Source organism: Providencia sp. PROV189 (genome assembly GCF_028480065.1).
GTDB lineage: Bacteria > Pseudomonadota > Gammaproteobacteria > Enterobacterales > Enterobacteriaceae > Providencia > Providencia stuartii.
The window spans coordinates 111,969-134,292 of sequence record NZ_JAMPOG010000022.1 but is presented as its reverse complement, the minus strand read 5'-3'; the positions used below and the strand labels follow the sequence as shown (position 1 = coordinate 134,292).

Here is a 22,324-nt window from a genome sequence, read left to right as displayed (position 1 = left end):
CTTATTTTAGGGGGAGTGGACACCAGGATATAATTGGCCCTCGTCAGCTAAATAAACCTGCGTTAAATACCACCGACCATCCTGAAAAATTAAATGATATTCATGAATAGGTGAATAACCATCTGGTACTAGATATTGCGTTGTGACAACGGCAATATTGTTAGTGTTCTTTACTGACAATATTTTCTCTTTGTTGGGGTCATGGCTTGATTCAGAGCCAAATGCAATAGGCTCTCCTACAAAATCAGGTAATGTATATTTAGTTAATAGTGTACGCCACGCTTTACCCGCTAAATCCATATACTCGTTAGGCTTAGAGTCTCTAAGACTAAATGCCTGATCATTCCATGTAATCCTGTTGAAACTGTCTAACCAAAATTTCAGGTGACTCATTAAACTTGGCAACAGATTGATTCATAAATAACCCACCCAAAAAAAGAACAGAAAATAAATACAATGCATAAAATCGATATTTAGACATGTTCCCTACCTGCTCAATCCAATATTTAACTATGCCTTTATATCATAATGCCAAAAATCTTACTGCTTTGACTTTGCTCTCAATTGCATAAGTTGCTCAAAACTCAAGTGACTTAAATCGATACCTGTTGATTGAATAGACCCACCATCAGCACCGGTTATCTCAGTCTTGTTCTTAACCATTCCTAAATGCTGTGCAACCATTTTAAGCGCATCATCTTGATTACGAGTGATCACCTCAACACCAAACTTACCCTCTTTCACACCCGCAAATAAACGACGAGCTGAGCCGGTTAAGTCTCGCGTATCATGAAAATGCGCACGACCAATACCCAAACCCTTGCATCGAGGGCAATCGGGATTAGGGTCAAGCGAATTGTCATAACCGTAACCGCCATTGTCATTTGGTATCTTTTTCTTTTTAGCCCTAGCCTCAATAACAGCGTCTCCAAACTCTATCGCATCGCGCCACTGATAATTAAATCCAAAACCCCAACAATGACGACAACACAATCGACGATATTCAGTTAGTTCATTAACGTCTGCGGTCGCAATATCCCACCACATTTTTAATACAGCATCTTGGGTTATCTCGGTTCTGCGTTCTCGCTCTGCTAGCGCGTCCGCGATTGCTCTTGAAACCTTAGCATTTCTTAGCATTCGAGTAGCATTTACATAAGCTGTATTGCCTTCGCCTTTATAACCGGCTCGCTTATATGCAGCAGCTCGATTTAAGTCGATAAGATACTCGTTAACGAATTTGACTTGTGAGTCATTAAGCCCGTAGTTGCGCACATCAAAGGTATTTTCATCATCGTGCGCACTATCTTGTTCTCTACTCTGCGCAGTTGGTATATCACTTTTGCGCACTGGCTCTTTTACGCATTTTTTCTTCTGCGAATTCGCAGTCTTATTCGCACTTTTTTTTTTGCGAATTCGCACCACCATTCGCAATCTTAATGTAGCGCTTAGCAGTTGAGTATTTTAACCCTTGTTCTTCGCACCACTCTTTCGGGGATATTCCTGATTCGGCATGAGTGGCGAGGAACTGTTGTTGTAGCGTCCCCCAATCCGGTTTAGCCATCGTGTTTATCTCCTACATCTCACTAACAACATAAAATAGTGATCTATGTCTTATTTTTGAACTAAATTAACGCACTAACCTTTAACTACTAGCATGTAGCCCCAATTAAGTAAAACTGTGCTAGGAGACTAATTCACCTATCATCAATGAGCCAGCTTAGGCTGTTTTTTTTATTTAACTTAACCAAGGAAATATTTTATGAACACACCGTTTTGTCTGTCATATAACGTTAATGTACTCAATTCCCGTTACGAATCTCAAATAGACTCTTTTAGGTCTAAAATAGAAAAGCATTTATCAGAACAAGATGCTTTTTATAACGTTGGCAAAGATATTCATGTTGATACTACCATCATTGGAGAAATTGAAGCATCCGGTCTCAATGATGATGCTAGGAAAAAAAATGTAAAGGAAACTATAACTTTAGCTTTTGAATCTCTTGCTGAGGATTCTAACATTCCATCTACTGCTATTGCTGTTTTTTGTGTCGTAATGACTGGAAATATTGCGCAACCATTTACTTTTAAAGCTATCTAGATTTATTAAATATTGCATTCTAATTTAATGTAATCCTGTAAGCCAAAAATCATCTGCTCTGACTCTGCAATTCGCTCTCTGAGTAACCAATAATTTCGGATAGCGGTGTCAGTAGGTCTGGCGGTGATTGCATCATCCAAGCCGGTGGCGGTAGTGCCCTCGGCTTTTTTACAACTGGCTTTGATGTACACCCGCTCAGGATTGCGCTCAGCAGCAATACGCAACTTATCAATTTCAGCTTTTGCATTTGTTAGCTCTTGGGTATGTTTAGTGTCGAGTTCGTGAAGGGAGTTAATGCGCTTTTCGTAGTTTTGAATACTATCAATCAATTCAGCATTTTCTTTTTTCAGTAGCTTGTTGCTATCGTGAACAGTAACAACCCACCAGCCCATTCCTACAACCATAATGAATAGCCAGAATGATTTATCGAATTTCATAATTAACTTGCCTGCCCTTATAATGGTCGATAGCTTTTTGACAACGCTTTTCTAAGCTAGCCTTATCAATGCCGCATGTGTTATCTGTCATACGGTAAGCGCCAAAAGCAATAATTGATATCGCGAGTAGCATAAAGAAAATTACAGCTACTATAGGTTTCCATGACATATAGCAGCCTCCGCTTCTCGACGGTTTACAAGTCCACGCCATACCTTTCCACCAGCATAAACCCATTTTTTTAACTCTTCACAAGCTCCGTATTGATCACCTGCATTTAGCTTTTTAAGCATCGTTGACTTAGCGAATGCGCCAGTACCAACATTAAATGCAAATGAATACAGTGCGGCTTTGGTATGTTCACTTACAGGAACTTTAACTAGGCGATCTACCTGAAGTTTAGTTCTCATAAAATCAAGCTCTAACAGCTCATTGCATTCTTCTTTTGAATAAACTTTGTTGGGAACAATGTCCTTTCCTGTATGCCCATAGCAGACCGTTAAAACCCCGCCCACGTCTTTATAAGGCTCATATCTAACACCTTCAAAATGTGCAATCACCGTTAAAGCGATAGCCGAAGCCCCTGCGCCAACAAGCACAGTTAATTTTTGTTTGAGTGACATTAGATATCCTTAGGCGCTTTCGCCATAAGTTCGGCGGCTTTTCGAGCAGTAGCTGACGGGTTTAGAGGGTCGGTTTTGTTAACCAGTTCTTCAAATAATCGAGTTCGCTTTCGCTGTTCACGTCGATTCATAAAGAAAGTAGCGAGACCAAGGATGATGCTAAACGCCATCCCGATAATAAAGCCCCACTCATAAAGCGATAAGCTTGCAAAGAATGCTGTGAGCCCAGCACTACCGTAGGCTGCGTTGCTATATTTATCCATACGCATGATTTCACCCCCTACGGAGTGCCCGAATTTAGTGAATAAAAAAAGGCCACCGAAGTGACCTGATATTTGAAATAAAGTTATTTGAGCGTTTTATCTAAGAAACTGCACCCCAAATAAAATCATCACTTTGCAATTTATGAGATCCATAATGCACCTCATAGTCTGCGCCTAATAGCTCAACTTGCTGTTTCGCCTGCTCTTCAGTTGCATAAACACCACTTAAATGCCATGGTGCATACTTAACTACTCCCCAACCCAAAACCCATCCTTTGTTATCTGGATCTGGGACTAAATTACTATCTACAAACATTTCTATCTCCTTTGTTGGGTACCCAGAGATAGATTATTGTATTTGAGAGCTAAAATGAAGATAGAGGACTTTATCAACAAATATTTTGGCGGAAATAAATCAGAGTTTGCAAGGGCCAATAATGTATTTAGACAACAAGTCAATAAATGGGTAAAAACTGGCTGCATCATTTTCGAAGGAATTCGATACAGCCCAAGAGGTTCAGTTGTTATGAACAAAAATAATAGGGCAAATGTGGAAACTATGACTACTGGAATAAAGGGCTGATTTAGTTCAGCCGGACTGTTACGCGCTACCGTAACCTTATAGCAAGGGATTCAGTTGTTCGGAATAACCGCATATGTGAAATTTAACTTAATAGTTTTACGTACGATAATGTTTTCAAATGCTTAAGTTACATGAACTATCCGGAAATTCCGGAGAATTGAACTTGTAAGGGTTACTTACACGTTGGAATTTGTGTTGATGCATGATAGAACATAGAAACCTAACTTAAATGGAATTCACTATGTATCATGACTTGGAACGCTTTTTAACTTGGATGTCTACTTTAGGATTTATATTACCTATCATAGCTTTTTATTTCATGAGAGGTGCTCGAAGTGAGTCGCTCGCAACAATGACATTAAAACTATTTCTGGGAATTATAATCATTGCATCAGTGTGCTTATTTTCTTGGCTGAACGGAGCGAATGCCATTCGTTTCTCTTAACATATCAGATTGAATTGAAGTGGATTAAAAGAAAAGGACATTAGATGATGTTTTGGTCGACGGATATCTGGTGTCCCTAATCACACAACTCTCCAAAATGAAGAGTGTGTATATAAAAAACCCCGCAATTGCGAGGTCTTGAATTGGTTTAATGCGACTAGGTATAGAATGTCCATTATTAGAAAATAATAAGTCAGTTCCGGACAAAATGCAAACTTTACTGTTTATTTGATCAGTTCATTTAATTACCTTGCTAAATGCTTGCTCTGCGGCACTCTCTTCAATAAAACACTTATTCGTCAACTTTTCATAGAATGGCTTCCAATTTCTACGCCACGTTCTTTCGTTAAGGTCTGGTACTAAATGCTTTATTGCATTAAATGCTACTGACGACGGCACACGGCTGAAACCTCTACCTTCACAGCGAGGACAATCTTTAAATACGGGGGCGCCTTGTAATTTTGTTTGTTCTTCATCAAGTACCTTACCCCTCCCTTTACAACGGCAGCGATGTGTTAATTGGCCTTTACCATTGCATGATTCACAAATCACTTTTTCAGTTTCCACGACATCGCGTTCCGTATTGGTATATCGCTTGGGTTGGCTCTTGGAGAATGACGGAAAAATAGCCTCCCTTGTAGAGTACTTTGTTGTGATGACTTTTTTATCAATCATCCCTTTACCACTACACGCTGAACACTGACAAACCGACCCCGCTGAACGGGCATAATCTTCAAATGCCATCTTGGCCAGAATAATTAAGCAACAACCCAATTCCTTACCCGCGGCTTTACGAACTAGTTTAGGTGCTACTTTAAGTGCATATTGGGTCAGCGCCTCTACTGTAGAAAATTTATCTTCTTCGCTGATATCATTCTTCGCTAGAAACGCTGTCATGCCAAACTTAGCCTGTGACTCGGTCATCCCCATAGCCGCCATAATATCTGTGCCTGTTATTCGGTCAGGGGACGTGCAACCTGCTACATTACCGAATGTAGGTGACTTAGGGTGAAAGTTTTTCAGTGCATTTTCGAGTTTCATTGGTTCACCGCCTATTACATATCAACAATATTTTTTATATGGTCATCAAGTGCGACAAGCACGCAGCTCCATCACTTCTTTTTGGGTTTGCTCGAGTAGTTCTGCTTCTGTGCCGTGAATTTCTTGTCACCTCTTGGGTGCTGCATGAAAACCAGTATCGTAGCTAGCACGGTGGTGAGGTGGACATAACGGCAAAACATCTTTGTGGCTAGCTCGTTGAGCCATACCCTGCCCTGTTCGTGTATGATGGATTTCCGCAGGAGTTGCCCCATATCCCATGTTTCTACAACAAACACAGCCAAGTTCGGCTACATCTGATAACCACTGCTTCTCTTCTTTGATCTTCGATTTTTGGATCATTGGTCTTGCCTCTAGGTAAAATCCAATAGCTGGCCAGCTGCATTTTCAGCAGCTTGTTGGGTGGGAAATTTACGGAATAGAATGAAGTTCCAAAGCACATCGAGTGTGGCTTTGTAGAGTTCGCCAAAAGCTAGGTCATCCATTCTTGCAAAGCTGATTGATTTAGCGACACGGCGTAGGCTACCGTCTGGCATTTCGAACGTTTCATAACGGCCAGATTGCTCTACTACCCAATAGCGGAAAGCATCAAAGGATTTGGTTGCTGGGATATTGTGAGCACGTTTTTGTGCTACATCGTCTAAATAAACATCTGTAGCTGACTGGAGGGCATCATCATTATCGGTGTAGTAAGCAAGGAATTTAACGTAACCACACACTGCTATCTGTTTCTAAGCTGCCTATACGGCAGTGAACCAGCGGCAATTTCTAAGGTTGATGAGCCGGTATTTCTAAGCTGCCTATACGGCAGTGAACAACGCATCGGACCAACTCGACAAATTCAAGCCTTTCTAAGCTGCCTATACGGCAGTGAACCGAATTTGTCGCTAATTTCCTCTTCAGACACATTTCTAAGCTGCCTATACGGCAGTGAACGAAAATTACTCATCGAGCATGGAAAGCAACCATTTCTAAGCTGCCTATACGGCAGTGAACAACCTTCGTTAATCAGCGGGATAACTTCTTTCTTTCTAAGCTGCCTATACGGCAGTGAACCAAGGTTATCGCACCCATTTCAAATGGGAAAATTTTCTAAGCTGCCTATACGGCAGTGAACTTGGTATCGGTAGTGCAGTATTGACTGGTCAATTTCTAAGCTGCCTATACGGCAGTGAACCCTGCACCATGTCCATCGGCAATTCAGCCATATTTCTAAGCTGCCTATACGGCAGTGAACTATAAATTATCATGAAAAAAACCATGTTCAACAATAAATTACATCTGATTTTATGAAAAATACCTTCTATATTTCAGTGATTCTTAACACATTGATTTTTAATCAATAAATTTCAAGTGAAAAAATAAAGGGTAAAAAAGAGGAAAACAGTGCATCTTCTATACCCATCAAAATTAATAGTGACACGTTAAATTTGAACTATCTGTGAGATTTTGTGACATCAATTTTAGCCCGTGTCACCCATGAGTTACCCAGCATTTATGAGCCTCACTTAAATAACTATCAGTAGCTGATCATTACCTCCCTTACACACTTTTTATTCAGCGCTACCGAGCGGACACAATGAACAGCCATCAATGCTCACATAAAAAGATAGTTGGCTACGTTATACAGCGCCCTGCCTGACCTACATATTACGCAATTTCTTGGGAGAATCTCTAATCCCTGTTCACCAAGAAATAGCTCTATCTTAGTCACGCCTAATTCCTTTTGTCGTTTGCGTTTTTCTATTTTACGTTATGCGGCTTTTGCCATTAGTCCCGTTTCTTCATTTTAACTACACTAATGCACGGAACAAAAACGTTCAATAGATAGCTCATCGACCCTAGCGCCACCTAAATTTGCCAAAAATGCTATTGTTGAAAGCACATCTTTTTCGCTTGTTGCGACAAAAAGAGTTATGAAAGATTGTTGGTTCCATAAACCACTTGCTTTATAAACCGATTTTTTCATTTTCACTCCAACTAACTACATTCAATAACCTGATGACAAAACGGCTTTATATCCTCTACAAGGTACATAGTTATATGATGGGAGCGATTTTATTTTTTCCAAGTATGTCAGTTTCATACTTTCATTACTCACAAATATTTTAGTCTGCCTCTGAAAAACGCCCAATGTACCTCAGGTGCCTTTTTAATCTTACCAGCACTCGCTCTCTGTCTATTTTCTATTTTGATGCAGTGCTCGTCAGTAAGACGTCTTGCTGCTGAAAAAGATCAACTCATGAAAGCAGGTATTTATATTAAGCAAGCTAAAAACAGGTAAAAGCTAAAGAGGAAGCTGTAAAAAAATTTCCTTATTTAGATTTTAATTTTACGTTTCATGATTTGAAGGCAAAGGGAATATCTGATCTGGAAGGAACGCTGAGTGAGAAGCAAAATATTTCTGGCCATAAAACACCTTCACAGACTGCACGATATGCTCGAAAAGTGGTAATCGCTCCAACGGTCGGTGGACAGAAAAAATCAGGGGGAAGGTAAAAATATAGTGAAGATATATAGTGAAAATATAGCGAAAGGTGATTTCAGTCACAAAAAAAGCCACCTAAAAGGTGGCTTCTTTCTTTCCCTAACTCGTTGATATTCAACTGAGTTTTTATTTGGTGCCCAGGGCGGGACTTGAACCCGCACAGCCTAAAGGCCGAGGGATTTTAAATCCCTTGTGTCTACCGATTTCACCACCTGGGCTGAATTTTGGAGGCGCGTCCCGGAGTCGAACCGAGCTACACGGATTTGCAATCCGGTGCATAACCGCTTTGCTAACGCGCCTTCTTCTCAATCTCTTACTGAGATTTGGAGCGGGAAACGAGACTCGAACTCGCGACCCCGACCTTGGCAAGGTCGTGCTCTACCAACTGAGCTATTCCCGCCTTTCAGCTTTCGCTTTTCAAACTGGCTGATTTACTTATTTTTTTTCGTAAACCTCGTTGCCGTTCGATGCGTTGCATTCTACTGATTTCACATTTTGAGTCAACACAAATATTTAAAAAAATCACTCAAAACCGTTCGTTCGCTGTTTTTTCAATCATTTCGATCAAGCTTCGCTCAAATCTGACCATGCTGCCTTCAAATATTGATACATTGACCAGAACGTTAAGATAGCTGCAACATACAATAATGCGATAGCAAGATTCTCAATAAGCAAATTTGGACGCCACAATAACCCAACTAAAGAGATCATTTGGGCTGTTGTCTTAAATTTACCAATCCATGACACGGCAACACTACTTCTTTTGCCTATCTCAGCCATCCATTCTCTTAACGAAGAAATAATAATTTCACGAGCGATCATCGTCGCGGCGGGTAAAGTGACATACCAAACATCAAAACTTTCCGTAACAAGCACTAATGCTGTTGCCACCATCACCTTATCGGCAACAGGATCTAGGAATGCCCCAAACTTGGTTGTTTGCTTCCATAACCTTGCTAAATAGCCATCAAACCAATCTGTTACTGCCGCAATAACGAAAATTAATGCGCAAACAAAAGGCCCCCAACTGACTGGTAAATAAAAAGCCAGCACAAAAAACGGTATCAGAATGACTCGGAACAGGGTCAACCACGTAGGAATATTTAATTTCATCATGCTCAGTAACTTTTTGACCAAATTGGATTTAATAAGTATGGTGCCTTAAGACACCTACTGTTTCAATGCATTATAAATCTTTTCTGCCAACGCGTATGAGATCGAGGGCACTTTTGCTATCTCTTCTATACTTGCATTTTTCAGCGGCTGTAAGCCCCCCATATATTTTAGTAGCATTTGACGACGTTTGGGTCCTACACCTTCAATAGATTCGAGCGCGCTGGTATTTTTAACCTTTGCTCTACGCTGGCGGTGGCCTGTAATCGCATGATTATGTGATTCGTCTCGTATATGTTGGATCACATGCAGTGCAGGTGAATCAGGCGGCAACGCAACCCCTTCCCCTTCTGGCTTAAAGAATAGCGTCTCTAACCCTGCTTTACGGTCACTCCCTTTTGCAACCCCAATTAACAATGGTCGATTTTTATCCCAATCCACATCCAGAGAATTAAACACATCTTTTGCTTGGCCTAATTGCCCTTTCCCCCCATCAATAAAAATAATGTCAGGCACTTTACTCTCATCAATATGCTTGCCATAGCGGCGAGTAAGAACCTGATGCATCGCAGCATAATCGTCACCTGGGGTGATCCCCGTAATGTTATAGCGCCGATATTCCGACTTCACTGGACCATTTTTATCGAAAACAACACAAGATGCGACGGTTTGTTCCCCCATCGTATGGGAAATATCAAAGCACTCCATTCGAGCGATTGAATCCAACCCAACTGTTTTCGCTAGTGATGACATCCGTTGATGGATTGTGGACTGCTGTGCAAGCTTGGTTAATAACGCGGTTGATGCATTCGTCCGTGCCAGTTTCAGATAACGCGCCCTCGCACCACGAGGTTGAGTTTGAATTTGAATTTTACGCCCAGCGATATGCGATAGTGAGTCAGCCAGCAATGTTTTCTCAGGTAACGCAAAATCTAACAGGATCTCTCCGGGCAATGTTCGATTTTCACTTCCTTGTAAATAGAACTGCCCAAGAAAAGTTTGCACCACTTCTTCAAGTAATGTGTCAGCCGGTATTTTAGGATAATAACTCCGGCTTCCTAACACTTTCCCCTGCCGTATAAACAACACATGAATACAAGCAAGCCCTGCCTCGAATGCTACACCAATCACATCAAGGTCATCGCTATCACCAGAAACAAATTGTTGCTCTGTTACCGCCCTCACCGCTTGAATTTGATCACGAAACCGTGCAGCTTCTTCAAAACGTAACGCTTGACTGGCCTTTTCCATCCGTTCAATCAAGCCAGTTAATACTTGCTGGTCTTTACCTGTTAAAAATAAACGAACGTAATTAACTTGTTGTTCATACTCTTCATCGCTCACTAATCCCTTAACACAAGGGCCTAAACAACGCCCGATTTGGTATTGTAGGCACGGCCTTGAACGATTTTTGTAGACGCTATCTTCACATTGTCGGATAGGAAATAGCTTTTGCATCAAAGCCAATGTTTCCCTTACTGCATAAGAGTTAGGAAATGGCCCAAAATATTCACCTTTCGCATGCTTAGCACCACGGTGCATCGATAATCTTGGATGCGTTTCTTTACTCAGAAAGATATAAGGATAGGATTTGTCATCACGCAGTAAGACGTTATAGCGAGGCTGATAAAGCTTGATATAGTTGTGTTCGAGTAATAGCGCCTCTGTTTCTGTGTGTGTAACCGTGACGTCAATGGAGGCGATATTTTTCACTAACTGTTCAGTTTTTCGGCTGCTGACGTTAGTACGGAAATAACTGGAAAGTCGTTTTTTTAAATCTTTTGCTTTACCGACATAAATAACCGTTCCCCCAGCATCATACATTCGATAGACGCCGGGTTGGTTGGTCACTGTCTTTAAGAAAGCTTTTGGTTCAAACTGTTCTGACACCCTAATAAACCCTGTTTGGCTACAATTAACCCATAGCTAATGGCAATATGGGTTAATTCTACATCACTACGGATATTAAGTTTACCAAACATTCGATATCGATAGGTATTTACTGTTTTAGGGCTTAAATTTAGCACCTGTGCTATCTGTTTTGTAGGGATCCCTTGGGTGATAAGCAACATGATTTCTAACTCACGCGTTGACAATAACTCATAGAGATCGGTCTGTTCATGCTGATTAATACGTTTTAAAGCAATAGATTGTGCAATGTCTGGTGAGATAATTTTGCTGCGCGCATTGACCACCTGTATAGCTTCTAAGAATTCATTTACTTCAATTTTGGCACTTAGTATACCTTGGATCCCAAGATCGAGCGCTTTGAGTAAGAATGAATAATGAGCGTGGATATTATAAATAATAATACCAACATCAGGCTGTGTTCGTCTTAGCGTTTGTAGCGCCTTTAATGATTCAAATTGGCAGTTATCGTTATTAATTAAGATAATGCTGGCTTTTTGTTGCCGATTCCATGAGATGGCTTGTTCGATTAAAGGAAATGAAGCCACAATATGACATCGTTTATGTCGGCTAAAAATAGCCTCAAGCCCACGAATTAATATATTATTATTATCGATAATTATAATATTAATCATCTTTCTCTCTATATTTTATGACGACTCACCCATATAAACCTCCATAAATAGCAATTTTACGAAATAAAATATAGTCTTTTCGTTTCGTGATTAACTGATTGCTTTATTATTCTACGAATCAATACACGCTAAAAATAACGTCAAAAAAGCGATATCCTTTTAAAATAAAATAGCCATGCAAATACATGGCTATGGCATTATTATAAATAGAAACTAATTGGTTATTTCTGACCGACTAAACGGCAGATACTCTCTGATACCAAATAGCTTTTCTCAAACGAGCTGAGAGGCAAGAATTCAAATCGCGAGTGGAAATTTAATGCACCTGTAAAGTAATTCGGCGTTAAAACCCCTCGAGCAGAGAGTGCAGAACCATCTGTGCCCCCTCGCATAGGGATCACTTTAGGCTCAACATTTTGAATTTTTAATGCTTCAAAAATTAAATCGATAGCCGTACGGTCATCACCGAGCGAATCACTAATATTGCTGTACACATCTTCGATTTTAAAATCAATTTTTGCTCTCGGATGGCGCGCTCGGATCAATTCAATCGCTTCACCGATATAACGTTTACGAGCTTCATAGCTGTTTCGGTCAAAATCGCGGATCGCCATTTTGATTTTTGCATTATCGGGATTTGCGACTAAATCAGTCACATAGAAATAACCTTCGCGCTGCTCGGTATGTTCAGGAGTATCAAAACGGTCAAAACAGCCGATAAAATCATGTGCGACACGAATAGGATTCAATAGTACATTTTTTGCCGACATAGGATGAGCCGTCACCCCTTTAATTGTCACCTCAATTGACGCTGCATTAAAGGTTTCATACACCACTTCCCCGAGGTCACAACAGTCAATGGTGTAGGCAAAATCTACTTTGAAGCGAGATAGGTCCATGATTTTTGAGCCACGTAACCCTATTTCTTCATCAGGAACAAAGGCAACATAGATATCACCGCAATCAAAATCTACCTGTTGCAGCTTATCCATTAACTCCATAACCACGGTAACCGCGGCCTTGTTGTCCGCACCGAGTACGCTCGTTCCGTCACTAAAGATAATCTCTTCACCGATATAAGGGGCCGCTTCTGGGTGCTCTGACGCTTTAAACCAAATATCTTCTTGGGCATTCAAACACAGATCTTTGCCTTCATATTTAAGTGTTTGAGGCTTAATAACTGGCGATAGACCAACATCGACTGTATCTAAATGGGTGACAAAACCGATTTTAGGTGCTGAAGGTTTATTGCCCGGACGTACAGCATAAAGAATTGCATGTTCATCGATATAAATCTCTTTTAGGCCATAACTTTCTAGCTCTTTTGCCAGCAATTTCGCTAAATCACGTTGCCCTTCTGTACTCGGCACAACCGTTGCCGCTGCATCACTTTGACTTTCGATTGCAAGATAGCGAAAAAAACGTTGTTCGAGCTGTTTACCTAATTTATTCATTTTTTTTGTTCCTTTTACTCAATCCAACAACTGACTTATGGTGTTGGCTGCCATGTATAACCACTGTCAAATCCAATTGGAATATCGAATGCCCAGAAGAGGTATAGCGTTGCGGTCAATGTGATCAACAGACCCACCGTAAACGGTATCATCATGGAGCAAAGAGTACCAATTCCTGCATTTTTATAATATTTCTGACAATACATCAGGATCAACGGATAGAATGGGAACATGGGGGTACTGACGTTCATTGCCGAATCACTGACTCGGAAGGCCGCTTGGGTAAGTTCCGGAGAGATGCCGACCGCCATCAACATTGGCACAAGTACAGGAGCCATGATCGCCCATTTAGACGTGGCTGAGGTGATCATAATATTTAATATTGCAGTCAGTAGAATGACACCAAAAACAGTCAATCCTGAAGGCATATCAAGGGTACGCAGTAATTCCGCACCAGATAACGCTAATAATGTACCTAGATTCGAATGTTGGAACGAATATAAGAATTGCGCGGCAAAGAAAGCGAAGACAATAAAGGGGATCAGTGATTTAGTAATATTTTCCATCGCTTTCACCACATCTTTCGTAGAGGTGAAAGATTTAGTCATATAGCCGTACACGATGCCGGGCAACGCAAAGAAAATAAACAGCAGTGGCACAACGATTTGCATGATAGGCGCTTTCGGGCTAGTCAAGCTGCCATCTGGGCCACGTAATAATGAGTTTTCCGGCCATAATAAGGCAAACAGACCCGCTGCCAAAGCCAGCACGACAAGACCCGATACGCGAAACGCTCTATTTTCTAATGGCGTGATCTTACCGAGATCCTGATCGGCATCGGTATCCACATCTTTGGTGGTAATTGGGCAGTTTTTATTTAACCATGGCTCAACAATTTTTTCGGTAATAAACCAGCAAGTAAAAATAACACCAAATGTGCCACCAAGGCTAAAGAAGTAATTACACAGTACGTTAACACTATAGCCAGGAGCCATCATTTGCGCAGCATCTTGTGTGAAGCTTTGCATAATAGGATCGATGATAGAAGGCGTATAACTTGCAGTAAATCCGCCCGCTAATCCTGCGAATGCAGCCGCAATACCCGCTAATGGATGGCGACCACTCGCGTAAAACATCATTGCAGCGACAGGCATCAAAATAACGTAAGCAGAGTCAGAAGCAATATGGGAAACAATCCCCACGAACACTACCGTTGGCGTCAACATTTTCGGAGTGATAAACGAGAGCATTTTTTTCAGCGCAGTATTGATAAAACCGCTGCTTTCAGCAATCCCTATCCCCAATGTTGCAACTATTGTTATTCCAAGAGGAGGGAAATTAATAAAATTTTTCACTGCCGCTGTGATGAATAATATGATTTCCTCATAGTTAAACATATTAATGACAGTGATTTTTTCTTTCGACACTGGATGGTAATAATTAAAATCTACAAATGAAAGTAAATAAGATAAAAACCAACAGATTATCAAGGCATAAATAAACAGCATTGTAACGTCAGGCATCACGTTACCGATACGTTCAACACGGTTTAAGAAGCCCTTTTTTTTAGGGAGTGTATTTGTTGTCATATTTGCAAGTACTTAAGTTATTAGAGTAATAAACTTTTACACACTAAATAACGATTTATGAAAAGTAAAATACTTTCTTTCGATTATTTAACAGGATAAACCAGTTGTGATGACTTGCATTAAGATAATTTATCATTATAAATTATCTTAATTATTTAAACTCAGCAGGAATATGCTTTTGTCAGGGATAACTTCTCAGATTTCGCAAATTAACGATTATTTTTTATTAATCAAAAGATAAGAAAAAGGAATGAATAACATTCCTTTTTTACCATTAATTTTTTTTGAAATATTCTACTCTCGTTTTAGTTTTTCGGTATTGGCGATATAAAGGGCAACCACTAAGACTAAAATTGCAGCAGAATGAAGTAGTGTTGTCAGTGGATCGCTGTGATCAACAATAATTAAACGTATTACGGCCGTAATGCCGATATAGATAAAATACCTTAATGGAAAATGGTAACCAGACAAAAAATACTTAGTAATCAGTGCAATAAACTCGAAATAGAGGAAGTAAATCACAATTCCTTCTAATAGTTCATATGCTGTTGCTTCCTTTTGCCCACTAAACATTAAGGAGGCCATGGTGTACGTTTCTTTTGCTAAAAAGAAAACCAGTACAATCGCTAATGCGATCAAGCCAATATTTAATACCCATTGCAAAACCCACGCAATATTACTGGCGTGCCGCATATTTCTCATACTATTCATTCGTTATATTCCCTAGATAGTGATGCATATTGATATGGTAAGCTTGCGTGCACTTCCCCGCATCAAATGCACAGAATTAAATCGCCTTCTATAAAAGGTTATAAGTCTTTTAGGTTATTGTAATTCATATTTAGGGTATTAACATTATGGAAGCAAAATAAAATAGATTAAATTTAACTAAGCCAGCAACGGCTGGCTCTCAAACCTTTTATTTAGCCATTAGCTTCATAATATCTTGTTCTGTCAGCATGGGTGTTTTTTCAATAAAGTTGTAGTACTTAGGTTTACTCTCAACAAATATTTGCATGGCCATCTCTGCATGCTGACTTTCTTCAAATAAAGCCGCAGAAACATAGTAAGAAGACGGTGAATGCAGATGATAAAATAGATGCGTTCCGCACCGTTGGCAAAATGCGCGTTCACCCCATTGTGATGAGGCAAAACGCGTCACCGCCTCTTCCCCTTCAATAACGACATCATCATGGCAATCAACACTAAAGCCTGGACCACCATTCCAACGTTGACACATACCGCAATGACAAACACTTATTTTATCGATAGGCTGATGGGTACTAATTTTTACAGCGCCGCAGAGGCATTGCCCTTGATACATGGTATTTCCTTTTGATGATTCACGTTAGTTTAGTGCTCACTATAAGATGAGACACGATAAAAATACAAGGTGATCATTGCTTGTCACCAATTCGGAATTGGCGACCATTAAAGCGGCGATCTGTTGTTGTTTCAGTCAGCTCTACACGCCTTACCTCGGCTTGCTCACGCATTGATTCTATATCACCAAGATCTTGCATCTTATTTTGTTTCAATGGATGTTCTATTTTCACATTAACCTGCTCGTATGAAGTGACCGTTTCAGCCGCCTCAGCAAATAATGATGCGCTGGTTAGCAATGCGATAGCAATAAATAACTTTGAAAAAAAACGTGTTCTCATTGAAACTCCCTCCTGCTCAACCTTCGTTTTAGCGCAATACCATGTCAAAAAATAGTACCGACAAGTAATCATTTGGGGAATTTTGTAAATTTTTTAATAGCAAAATATGCCTTTTCTATAAAGGCGCTGTACGGTCGCTTATCACAATAGGGAGAACGTTTTCCCCCTATTAGCGATAAGGATTTTCGAAAGGAAGTTAATTTATTCTGATGACTTTGCATTCACTTCTTTTAATAGATACCAGCAGAAATACAGCAATACGATGATCCCTACCCCAAGTAGCACCCATAACGTGATAGTCATCCAGTCAAACTCATTTATCACAAAGTCATTTGATGTTAATTGCTCTTCACCACCCAGCTCAATAATCTCTTCGGGCACATACAATTTAGGATAACGATGCATTAATTCATCGATTGTTAGTGGTTGACCGAGTAACTCTTGGTAGCTGATATTATCAATACCGGCAAGCTGGCTCCCCCAAACTAATAGATAAGGCGATGCTCCTTGTACGTTGAACATTAAATTAACGGCATCGCGTTTCCCTTCAATATATGGTGGTTTATCATCCCAGCTGCCTTTTAATGCAGTAATTCTGAGTTTTTTAACCATTAAATCATTTAATACCAACTCCGGATTGCGGATTTCTTGGCCATTTTGTATTTGGTTATAGGCCACTATATTTGTTAGTGGTAGCCATTCTTCTCCAGAAGTAGAGGTATATTCAATGTGTAAAGGCAACACGCGGTTTGCTTGCCGCAATTGGATCACAATCGCACTTAAAGGCTGTGGCGAGGGTAAACGATATATTAATTGGTTTAGTGACACCCCTTCATTATTGGTAATAAAGTGGCAGGTCTCTTGCCGCCTTGTTGAATGAACAACCATAGAGGTCCCTTGCGCCATTGTTAAATCAGGGATCTTCGTCTCTTTAGCTGCCACAATAATGACCATCAAATAAGGGGCTCTTAGCGCAACGTAATGCCCTTCTAATAACTTAATTGTATTGCTATAAATCCCCCCAGAGTTTGAATTCAAACTCATGACAGGCTGATAAGCAGAAATATTCACCCAATCCTGTTTATTATCGCTAGCATAAATAAACACTTTCCCTTGCCAATCTTGTTGATTATTCATCCACTGCAAAGAAAGTGTCTGAATCGGAAAATCTTCTTGATTATTATTTTGTCGCGTTAATAGATAAGATTGATATACCGCATCTTTGGCTTGCTGCATTGCGGGCAATTCTATGCGTGTTAGCTTACTTGGTTGCGTTTCAATCAAAAGATATTGTTGATCGTCGTGTGTTTCTTCTTTCGAATTGACTTGGTCTGCACGAATAATTAGTCGCTGCAAAGCAAAGCTAACTTGTGAAATTTTACGCCTCTCTTCTGTATCATAAAATAAAGCCGATGGAACCTCCTGACCTGTTCCATTAAACACTCTGACATCTTGTAATGTTTGAGGATATGCAGAGTTGATATAGGCTTCAGAAGGAAGCTCAAGCCAAGCAAACGAACTATTATCGCTAGAATATTTCAATTCTATGCCCTGATAAAAGTCATAGGGCGTTAATGCTTTTTGCTCTTGTGCATGCACGAAGCTAGACAATAAAAATGAAAAAGAAAGATAAACGAAAGTCAGCCACTTCCCTTTGCTTTTAGTTAGCTTCATCTTCAACCTCATTAGTTCCTTTATGTTGGGCTGTTTTTGGTGGCAGTGGTGAAAAATACCCCACCACTAAAATCAACACCGCGACAACAATAAAGCTTATTGCACGAGATAAGCCATCCTGCCCATAAATATCGACTAAGAATAATTTAGCAATAACACAAGCAAATATTCCTGCCCCCAAGAACCAGCTCATACGGTTTTGTTTAATGCTGGCAAAAATCATAAAGCCTAAAGCGACTAGTGACCAACTAATAGAGAGGACAGTTTGGACTAATCGAGAATTAAAGAGCGCATCGACATTCCAATTAATTTCAGCAAAATCGGAGATGATCCTGATGATTATGCCATTAAACCATACTCCACTCAGAACGATAGCCGAAAAGCCTAGTCCCCTAATGATCCAAAGGTCAAATTCCCTAATTTTCTTTAATTTTTGTATTAGCCCACGACGCATTAATAATAATGAAGCAATGCTAAATAAACCGGCTTCATCCAATGGGTTGATCAGTGGAACATAATTCCAGAATGTCAGTTTCCCATCTTCAAAATTGGCAATAAATGAGAGGCCGATTAAAACAACAATAACAGGTAAAAAACTATACCAATAAATTATACCGTTGCGTTTCATTGGCGGCATTTTTTGGCTTTGCAACCAATACATCACTAAAATTGTTAGGGTTATCGCCATCACATAGATAAAGTAACCAAGCTCATTCATTCCCCAAGGTAAAATGGCGACAAACCAATTCACTTGTGTCGCAATAAACGCCAAGATCAGCCAAAACGTTGCACCGTGTAATATACGTTGCAGCCAAATATTACGCGCTTTCTGAGCATGTATCACAAATAAAATCGAACTACCTAACATCACTGGCCAAATCAGAGAGCCATCTCCTCTCCCCATTGGGTTTTGGTCATTAATAAAATCCAAGGCCAGATAGTAATAGCCAATTAGCCAAATAAACGATTGGCATAACAATAAAGGCACCCAATCAGTCTTAATGGCTAACATGCGCCATAGCCAAGCGGAAATAATGACTAATGCCATGATGATGAAGCTTTCAGACTCACCGCTCCAAGATAATATATCGGTGATAACAGGGAGCCATACAGTCCAAATCATCAAGCCAAGAATCAAGAAAGCATAGCTAAGCACTTTGTAATTTTCTGATGTGCCACGTTTTACGTGAAATATTGCACCGGCACTGAAACAAGCTGCCAATAAGACAGGCACCAAATAAGTACTTGTACGGCTCCATATATTGAAGGAAAAACCAGCTAATAAGATCAAGGCACTCACTGAAATAAGCCATGGCCCAATTACGATTAGTTTTTTATTTTGCTGAGAGAAACCATAGTACAGTAATAATAACCCTTCGACAGACCAAAGAATTGATGTCCATTCATAGGTGAGCGCCAGTGGTATTGCCAACGTAACGAACCCAATACCAATAATAATATTGCCTAATGCTAAATTTTTCCCCACCACAGCATAGCGTTTATGGATCCTTAACCCAGCGAGTAAATAAAGTAAACCGAGTAATAGTGCCGAAAATGCTGGCGCAAAGCTGATTTGCCAAGAAATTGCACACTGCATTGCCATACTAATAAAAGGTGGAACAAGCAGTAATGTATAGTCGACAACTAATTGCTTCTCGTGTGGGTAACGTAATGCAAATAATTGTGTTAACACATTAAACACAATTAAGTTAGCAATCAGAAACAGTTGGCTAGAAACATAATAGTCAATTTGATAATACTGTACTCCCCATAATAGTGCGACTGCATAGGTCATGAACATGCCAACTAAATTAAGTGGGCGCCATGCTTGCCATACACTAATCACTAAAATGGCGATTGATAACATTAAATAGTAGGAAAAGAGCAGAATATGATTTCCGCCACCAGTAGATAGCAAAATAGGCGCTAAATACCCGCCTAACGAGGCTAAAACAGCCAAACTGATCGCTCGTTGTAACAATGCAAGCAAAATACTGGCTGCACAAATCAAGATCATTGCAACGAATGCCATACTATAAGGTAGCATTGTATACAGTTTAAAAGCGGCAAAAACGGTAATGTAAAAACAGCCTATTGAGCCACCTTGTAAGATCAAGGCAAATAAAGACTTTTTATGGCGTAAATACCACCCCACACCAAGTAAAGCTAAACAAGCTACTGCACTCGCTATCAGGCGTACTTGTGGTGATAGCATGTTGTTTTGAATACTGAATTTCAGTAAATAAGCGATACCAAAAAACAGCAAAAGAATACCAATTTTTGCTAGTGGGTTCCCTTTCCAAATCCAACTAAAAAAGTGACTAAATAGAGGGACTACCTCATTATTTTGGTCACTCACTTTATTGTTTGAAGGATGATCAACGTTGTTTGAAGGTTGAACAACGCGATTAACATCCACTGTTGGTTGGAATTGCTGTTGAGGCACTTCTTCTGTTACTTGGGAGTTTAAGACGGGTGGAGCCGTAGGCAAAGGCTCCAACTCATTAGAATAATGAGAGAGCTCTTCCGAGGCGCTTTGATATTGTTGTGGTTTTTCAGAGGCAACAATCGTTTCTGGAGGGCTCAGCTCCGTTTGCTGATTAATCTCCCTATCTTGATAGCGCTTTAGCGTTTGCTCTAATGATAGAATACGTTGATTTTGCTGGAATAATTGGTATTTCACTCGCTGGGCAAAAACTATTGCGATAATCGCAAGTATAGGTGAAACAGCTGCTAAAATAGCAATTATTAACCCTATCAGTATCAAGCCATCCACAAATAGCTTTCCCTCATCTTTAAACCTACGATTAAAAAATTTGCAAAAAAAGCGTATTCCTCTCTTCGCCTAGTGTAGATAGCATTCTAGCTATTGCCAAGCTGCTGTAATAAATTATTACAAATTAAAGAGCTCGCTAGGTTATGCCTAAAAACGGTAACTCAAAAAGAGTTTGTCCTACAAGCTAACACGCTATTACTCTTATTAAGAGGAACCATAAAATAGCCTTTTTTGCTAATGTAATACGCTTATTGACTATTTTTTATCTCTCTTGATTCTCTGTAACTCTTTTTTTGTTTTCATTGATGTTATTTAATAAAAACTCATCTTTTTTTCGCCTTTCTTTATAAATTTATGTTATTTATATGTTTACATTATTAAAAAATAAATACGCATTAATAATGTAAGAAAGAGTATCAATAAAAGAAGTATATACAAAATAATTTAGATTGCATATAAATAGTTTTATTTCGATACTCAAATTAGGATTAATCGATTCCATCAATCGCAGCTTAAATATGCTGGAAATATTTTTATTTCATATTATGAGGACATTATGCTGTTACATATAATAATGGCTGCACTTGGACCAATCATCCTCGGTTTAGCGGTCGGGTGGCTATCCGGGAAATATGGTTTTATAAAACGTGAGTATTCACAAGCGTTTGCAGACTTTGTGGTTAAAATTGCGCTACCTTTTGCTTTATTTCTTGCCGCTGCACAAGCGCCACCTTCCGTACTGCTAAATATTGATTATCTATTAGCGTTGGCGGTTGGTTTAATCGCTTCTTATATTATTGGCTTCGTGGTTGGTAAGTTATTCTTTCGTCATAATAAGAAAGATGCAGCAATGCAAGCCTTATCGGTTTCCTTCCCTGATATGGCTTACTGTGGACCACCTGTTTTATTAGCAACGGTCGGGTCGTCCGGTCTTATTGCGATGGTGTTGGGAAATTTAATTTATACCATTATTATTATTCCTTTTACCCTGTTGCTTATTAGTGGCAGACAACAGAATAATGGTATTTTTAAATCGATCGGCAAAGCGATTGCACAGCCATTAGTTTTCTTACCTATATTAGGGGCGCTATTAGCCATATTTGGCGTTAAATTACCTGAAATTTTGCAAAATTCGGTCAACGAATTAGGTAAAACCGCTGGTGGTGTCGCGCTGTTTTTCCTTGGCTTATTACTTTCAGGTATTAAGCTGAAAATCAGTGTTGAGATTGTGTTCAACGTCTTTGTGAAAAACTTTTTGCAAGCCGCATTAATACTAGGAACGGGTATTGCATTGGGGCTACAGGGCGATATGTTAAAATCAGCCTTTATTATCGGTATTTTACCAACAGCAACGGCGGTACCGGCACTGGCTATCAGTAATAAGGCTTACACGGACACCTCCGCTGGCACAGTTTTACTCAGTACATTAGCCTCCCTCATCTCAATTATTGGCGGTATTACTATCGTCGAAATGCTCTAACCTACTCAGCAGGCTAGCATTAGCCTGCTTTTCC

20 protein-coding genes, 3 tRNA genes, 4 pseudogenes and 1 CRISPR repeat array are annotated in these 22,324 nt (G+C 39.8%); of the genes and pseudogenes, 3 read left to right on the top strand and 24 right to left on the bottom strand.

Features of this window, described 5'->3' with window-relative positions:
* Nucleotides 1–6 precede the first annotated feature (6 nt).
* Entirely contained in the window at nucleotides 7–393 is a 387-nt protein-coding gene (locus tag PR833_RS14255; RefSeq protein ID WP_272526251.1) for a hypothetical protein, read from the bottom strand.
* A 147-nt stretch (nucleotides 394–540) separates the two neighbouring features.
* A pseudogene (locus PR833_RS14250) lies at nucleotides 541–1,564 on the bottom strand (terminase small subunit).
* A 198-nt stretch (nucleotides 1,565–1,762) separates the two neighbouring features.
* Between PR833_RS14250 and PR833_RS14245 the strand changes: the two are divergent.
* The gene (locus PR833_RS14245) at nucleotides 1,763–2,101 is read left to right on the top strand and encodes a hypothetical protein (protein WP_004918822.1); all 339 of its coding nucleotides are present in this window, start codon (nucleotides 1,763–1,765) and stop codon (nucleotides 2,099–2,101) included.
* 5 nt (nucleotides 2,102–2,106) lie between these two features.
* Here the strand turns inward: PR833_RS14245 and PR833_RS14240 are convergent, their stop codons facing one another.
* The 9 genes and pseudogenes from PR833_RS14240 to PR833_RS14200 all read right to left on the bottom strand — a co-directional run bounded on the left by PR833_RS14240 (nucleotide 2,107) and on the right by PR833_RS14200 (nucleotide 7,478).
* Nucleotides 2,107–2,538 (bottom strand): lysis protein, encoded by a 432-nt coding sequence (locus tag PR833_RS14240; protein ID WP_004918820.1) that lies wholly within the window; start codon nucleotides 2,536–2,538, stop codon nucleotides 2,107–2,109.
* Nucleotides 2,525–2,707 carry a hypothetical protein gene (locus tag PR833_RS14235; RefSeq protein ID WP_004918818.1) on the bottom strand — a complete coding sequence of 61 codons (183 nt, stop codon included), beginning with the start codon at nucleotides 2,705–2,707 and terminating at the stop codon, nucleotides 2,525–2,527. The genes PR833_RS14240 and PR833_RS14235 overlap by 14 nt, the downstream gene beginning before the upstream one ends.
* Nucleotides 2,689–3,159: a lysozyme gene (locus tag PR833_RS14230; protein WP_053110727.1), complete on the bottom strand. Its 471-nt coding sequence runs from the start codon at nucleotides 3,157–3,159 to the stop codon at nucleotides 2,689–2,691. The genes PR833_RS14235 and PR833_RS14230 overlap by 19 nt, the downstream gene beginning before the upstream one ends.
* Nucleotides 3,159–3,428 carry an HP1 family phage holin gene (locus PR833_RS14225; protein WP_004918813.1) on the bottom strand — a complete coding sequence of 90 codons (270 nt, stop codon included), beginning with the start codon at nucleotides 3,426–3,428 and terminating at the stop codon, nucleotides 3,159–3,161. The genes PR833_RS14230 and PR833_RS14225 overlap by 1 nt, the downstream gene beginning before the upstream one ends.
* A gap of 94 nt (nucleotides 3,429–3,522) precedes the next feature.
* Complete coding sequence (locus PR833_RS14220; RefSeq protein ID WP_004918811.1) at nucleotides 3,523–3,738, bottom strand: hypothetical protein; 216 nt, start codon at nucleotides 3,736–3,738, stop codon at nucleotides 3,523–3,525.
* Nucleotides 3,739–4,687: 949 nt separating this feature from the next.
* Complete coding sequence (locus tag PR833_RS14215; RefSeq protein ID WP_272526249.1) at nucleotides 4,688–5,491, bottom strand: antitermination protein; 804 nt, start codon at nucleotides 5,489–5,491, stop codon at nucleotides 4,688–4,690.
* Between the two features lie 45 nt (nucleotides 5,492–5,536).
* A pseudogene (locus PR833_RS14210) lies at nucleotides 5,537–5,851 on the bottom strand (Ref family recombination enhancement nuclease).
* An 11-nt stretch (nucleotides 5,852–5,862) separates the two neighbouring features.
* Nucleotides 5,863–6,228 (bottom strand): annotated as a pseudogene (locus tag PR833_RS14205) (DUF1367 family protein); the annotation flags it as partial.
* A 9-nt stretch (nucleotides 6,229–6,237) separates the two neighbouring features.
* A CRISPR array of direct repeats spans nucleotides 6,238–6,746; the repeat unit is 28 nt; unit sequence TTTCTAAGCTGCCTATACGGCAGTGAAC.
* Between the two features lie 561 nt (nucleotides 6,747–7,307).
* Nucleotides 7,308–7,478, bottom strand: a complete 171-nt coding sequence (locus PR833_RS14200; RefSeq protein ID WP_004918798.1) for a hypothetical protein — start codon at nucleotides 7,476–7,478, stop codon at nucleotides 7,308–7,310.
* A 314-nt stretch (nucleotides 7,479–7,792) separates the two neighbouring features.
* Here PR833_RS14200 and PR833_RS14195 point away from each other — a divergent pair.
* A pseudogene (locus PR833_RS14195) lies at nucleotides 7,793–8,008 on the top strand (integrase); the annotation flags it as partial.
* Nucleotides 8,009–8,128: 120 nt separating this feature from the next.
* Here the strand turns inward: PR833_RS14195 and PR833_RS14190 are convergent.
* From PR833_RS14190 to PR833_RS14130, 13 genes are all read right to left on the bottom strand, one after another.
* Nucleotides 8,129–8,215: transfer RNA gene (locus PR833_RS14190), tRNA-Leu, on the bottom strand.
* Between the two features lie 7 nt (nucleotides 8,216–8,222).
* Nucleotides 8,223–8,296: transfer RNA gene (locus PR833_RS14185), tRNA-Cys, on the bottom strand.
* Nucleotides 8,297–8,321: 25 nt separating this feature from the next.
* Nucleotides 8,322–8,397, bottom strand: a tRNA-Gly gene (locus PR833_RS14180).
* A gap of 164 nt (nucleotides 8,398–8,561) precedes the next feature.
* Nucleotides 8,562–9,110, bottom strand: a complete 549-nt coding sequence (pgsA, locus tag PR833_RS14175; protein ID WP_014658106.1) for a CDP-diacylglycerol--glycerol-3-phosphate 3-phosphatidyltransferase — start codon at nucleotides 9,108–9,110, stop codon at nucleotides 8,562–8,564.
* A gap of 57 nt (nucleotides 9,111–9,167) precedes the next feature.
* A complete protein-coding gene (uvrC, locus tag PR833_RS14170; protein WP_004918794.1) occupies nucleotides 9,168–11,000 on the bottom strand; it encodes an excinuclease ABC subunit UvrC in 1,833 nt (610 codons plus the stop codon).
* Complete coding sequence (locus PR833_RS14165; protein WP_004918792.1) at nucleotides 10,967–11,653, bottom strand: LuxR C-terminal-related transcriptional regulator; 687 nt, start codon at nucleotides 11,651–11,653, stop codon at nucleotides 10,967–10,969. The genes uvrC and PR833_RS14165 overlap by 34 nt, the downstream gene beginning before the upstream one ends.
* A 221-nt stretch (nucleotides 11,654–11,874) precedes the next feature.
* Complete coding sequence (gene pepT, locus PR833_RS14160) at nucleotides 11,875–13,107, bottom strand: peptidase T (protein WP_272526247.1); 1,233 nt, start codon at nucleotides 13,105–13,107, stop codon at nucleotides 11,875–11,877.
* A 35-nt stretch (nucleotides 13,108–13,142) separates the two neighbouring features.
* The gene (locus tag PR833_RS14155) at nucleotides 13,143–14,696 is read right to left on the bottom strand and encodes an AbgT family transporter (RefSeq protein WP_014658104.1); all 1,554 of its coding nucleotides are present in this window, start codon (nucleotides 14,694–14,696) and stop codon (nucleotides 13,143–13,145) included.
* Nucleotides 14,697–14,990: 294 nt separating this feature from the next.
* Nucleotides 14,991–15,407 (bottom strand): phosphate-starvation-inducible protein PsiE, encoded by a 417-nt coding sequence (gene psiE / locus PR833_RS14150; RefSeq protein ID WP_014658103.1) that lies wholly within the window; start codon nucleotides 15,405–15,407, stop codon nucleotides 14,991–14,993.
* A 208-nt stretch (nucleotides 15,408–15,615) separates the two neighbouring features.
* Nucleotides 15,616–16,020, bottom strand: a complete 405-nt coding sequence (locus PR833_RS14145) for a GFA family protein (protein ID WP_004918784.1) — start codon at nucleotides 16,018–16,020, stop codon at nucleotides 15,616–15,618.
* 73 nt (nucleotides 16,021–16,093) lie between these two features.
* Nucleotides 16,094–16,360, bottom strand: coding sequence for a hypothetical protein (locus PR833_RS14140; protein ID WP_014658102.1), 267 nt, complete (start codon nucleotides 16,358–16,360; stop codon nucleotides 16,094–16,096).
* A 201-nt stretch (nucleotides 16,361–16,561) separates the two neighbouring features.
* Complete coding sequence (locus tag PR833_RS14135; protein WP_004918779.1) at nucleotides 16,562–18,034, bottom strand: DUF3999 family protein; 1,473 nt, start codon at nucleotides 18,032–18,034, stop codon at nucleotides 16,562–16,564.
* Complete coding sequence (locus PR833_RS14130; protein WP_213537941.1) at nucleotides 18,021–20,810, bottom strand: DUF2339 domain-containing protein; 2,790 nt, start codon at nucleotides 20,808–20,810, stop codon at nucleotides 18,021–18,023. Before PR833_RS14130 ends, PR833_RS14135 begins: the two co-directional genes overlap by 14 nt.
* Nucleotides 20,811–21,366: 556 nt before the next feature.
* On the opposite strand from PR833_RS14130, the gene PR833_RS14125 reads away from it, so the two are divergent.
* Nucleotides 21,367–22,290, top strand: coding sequence for an AEC family transporter (locus PR833_RS14125; RefSeq protein ID WP_040133024.1), 924 nt, complete (start codon nucleotides 21,367–21,369; stop codon nucleotides 22,288–22,290).
* Nucleotides 22,291–22,324: the final 34 nt, after the last annotated feature.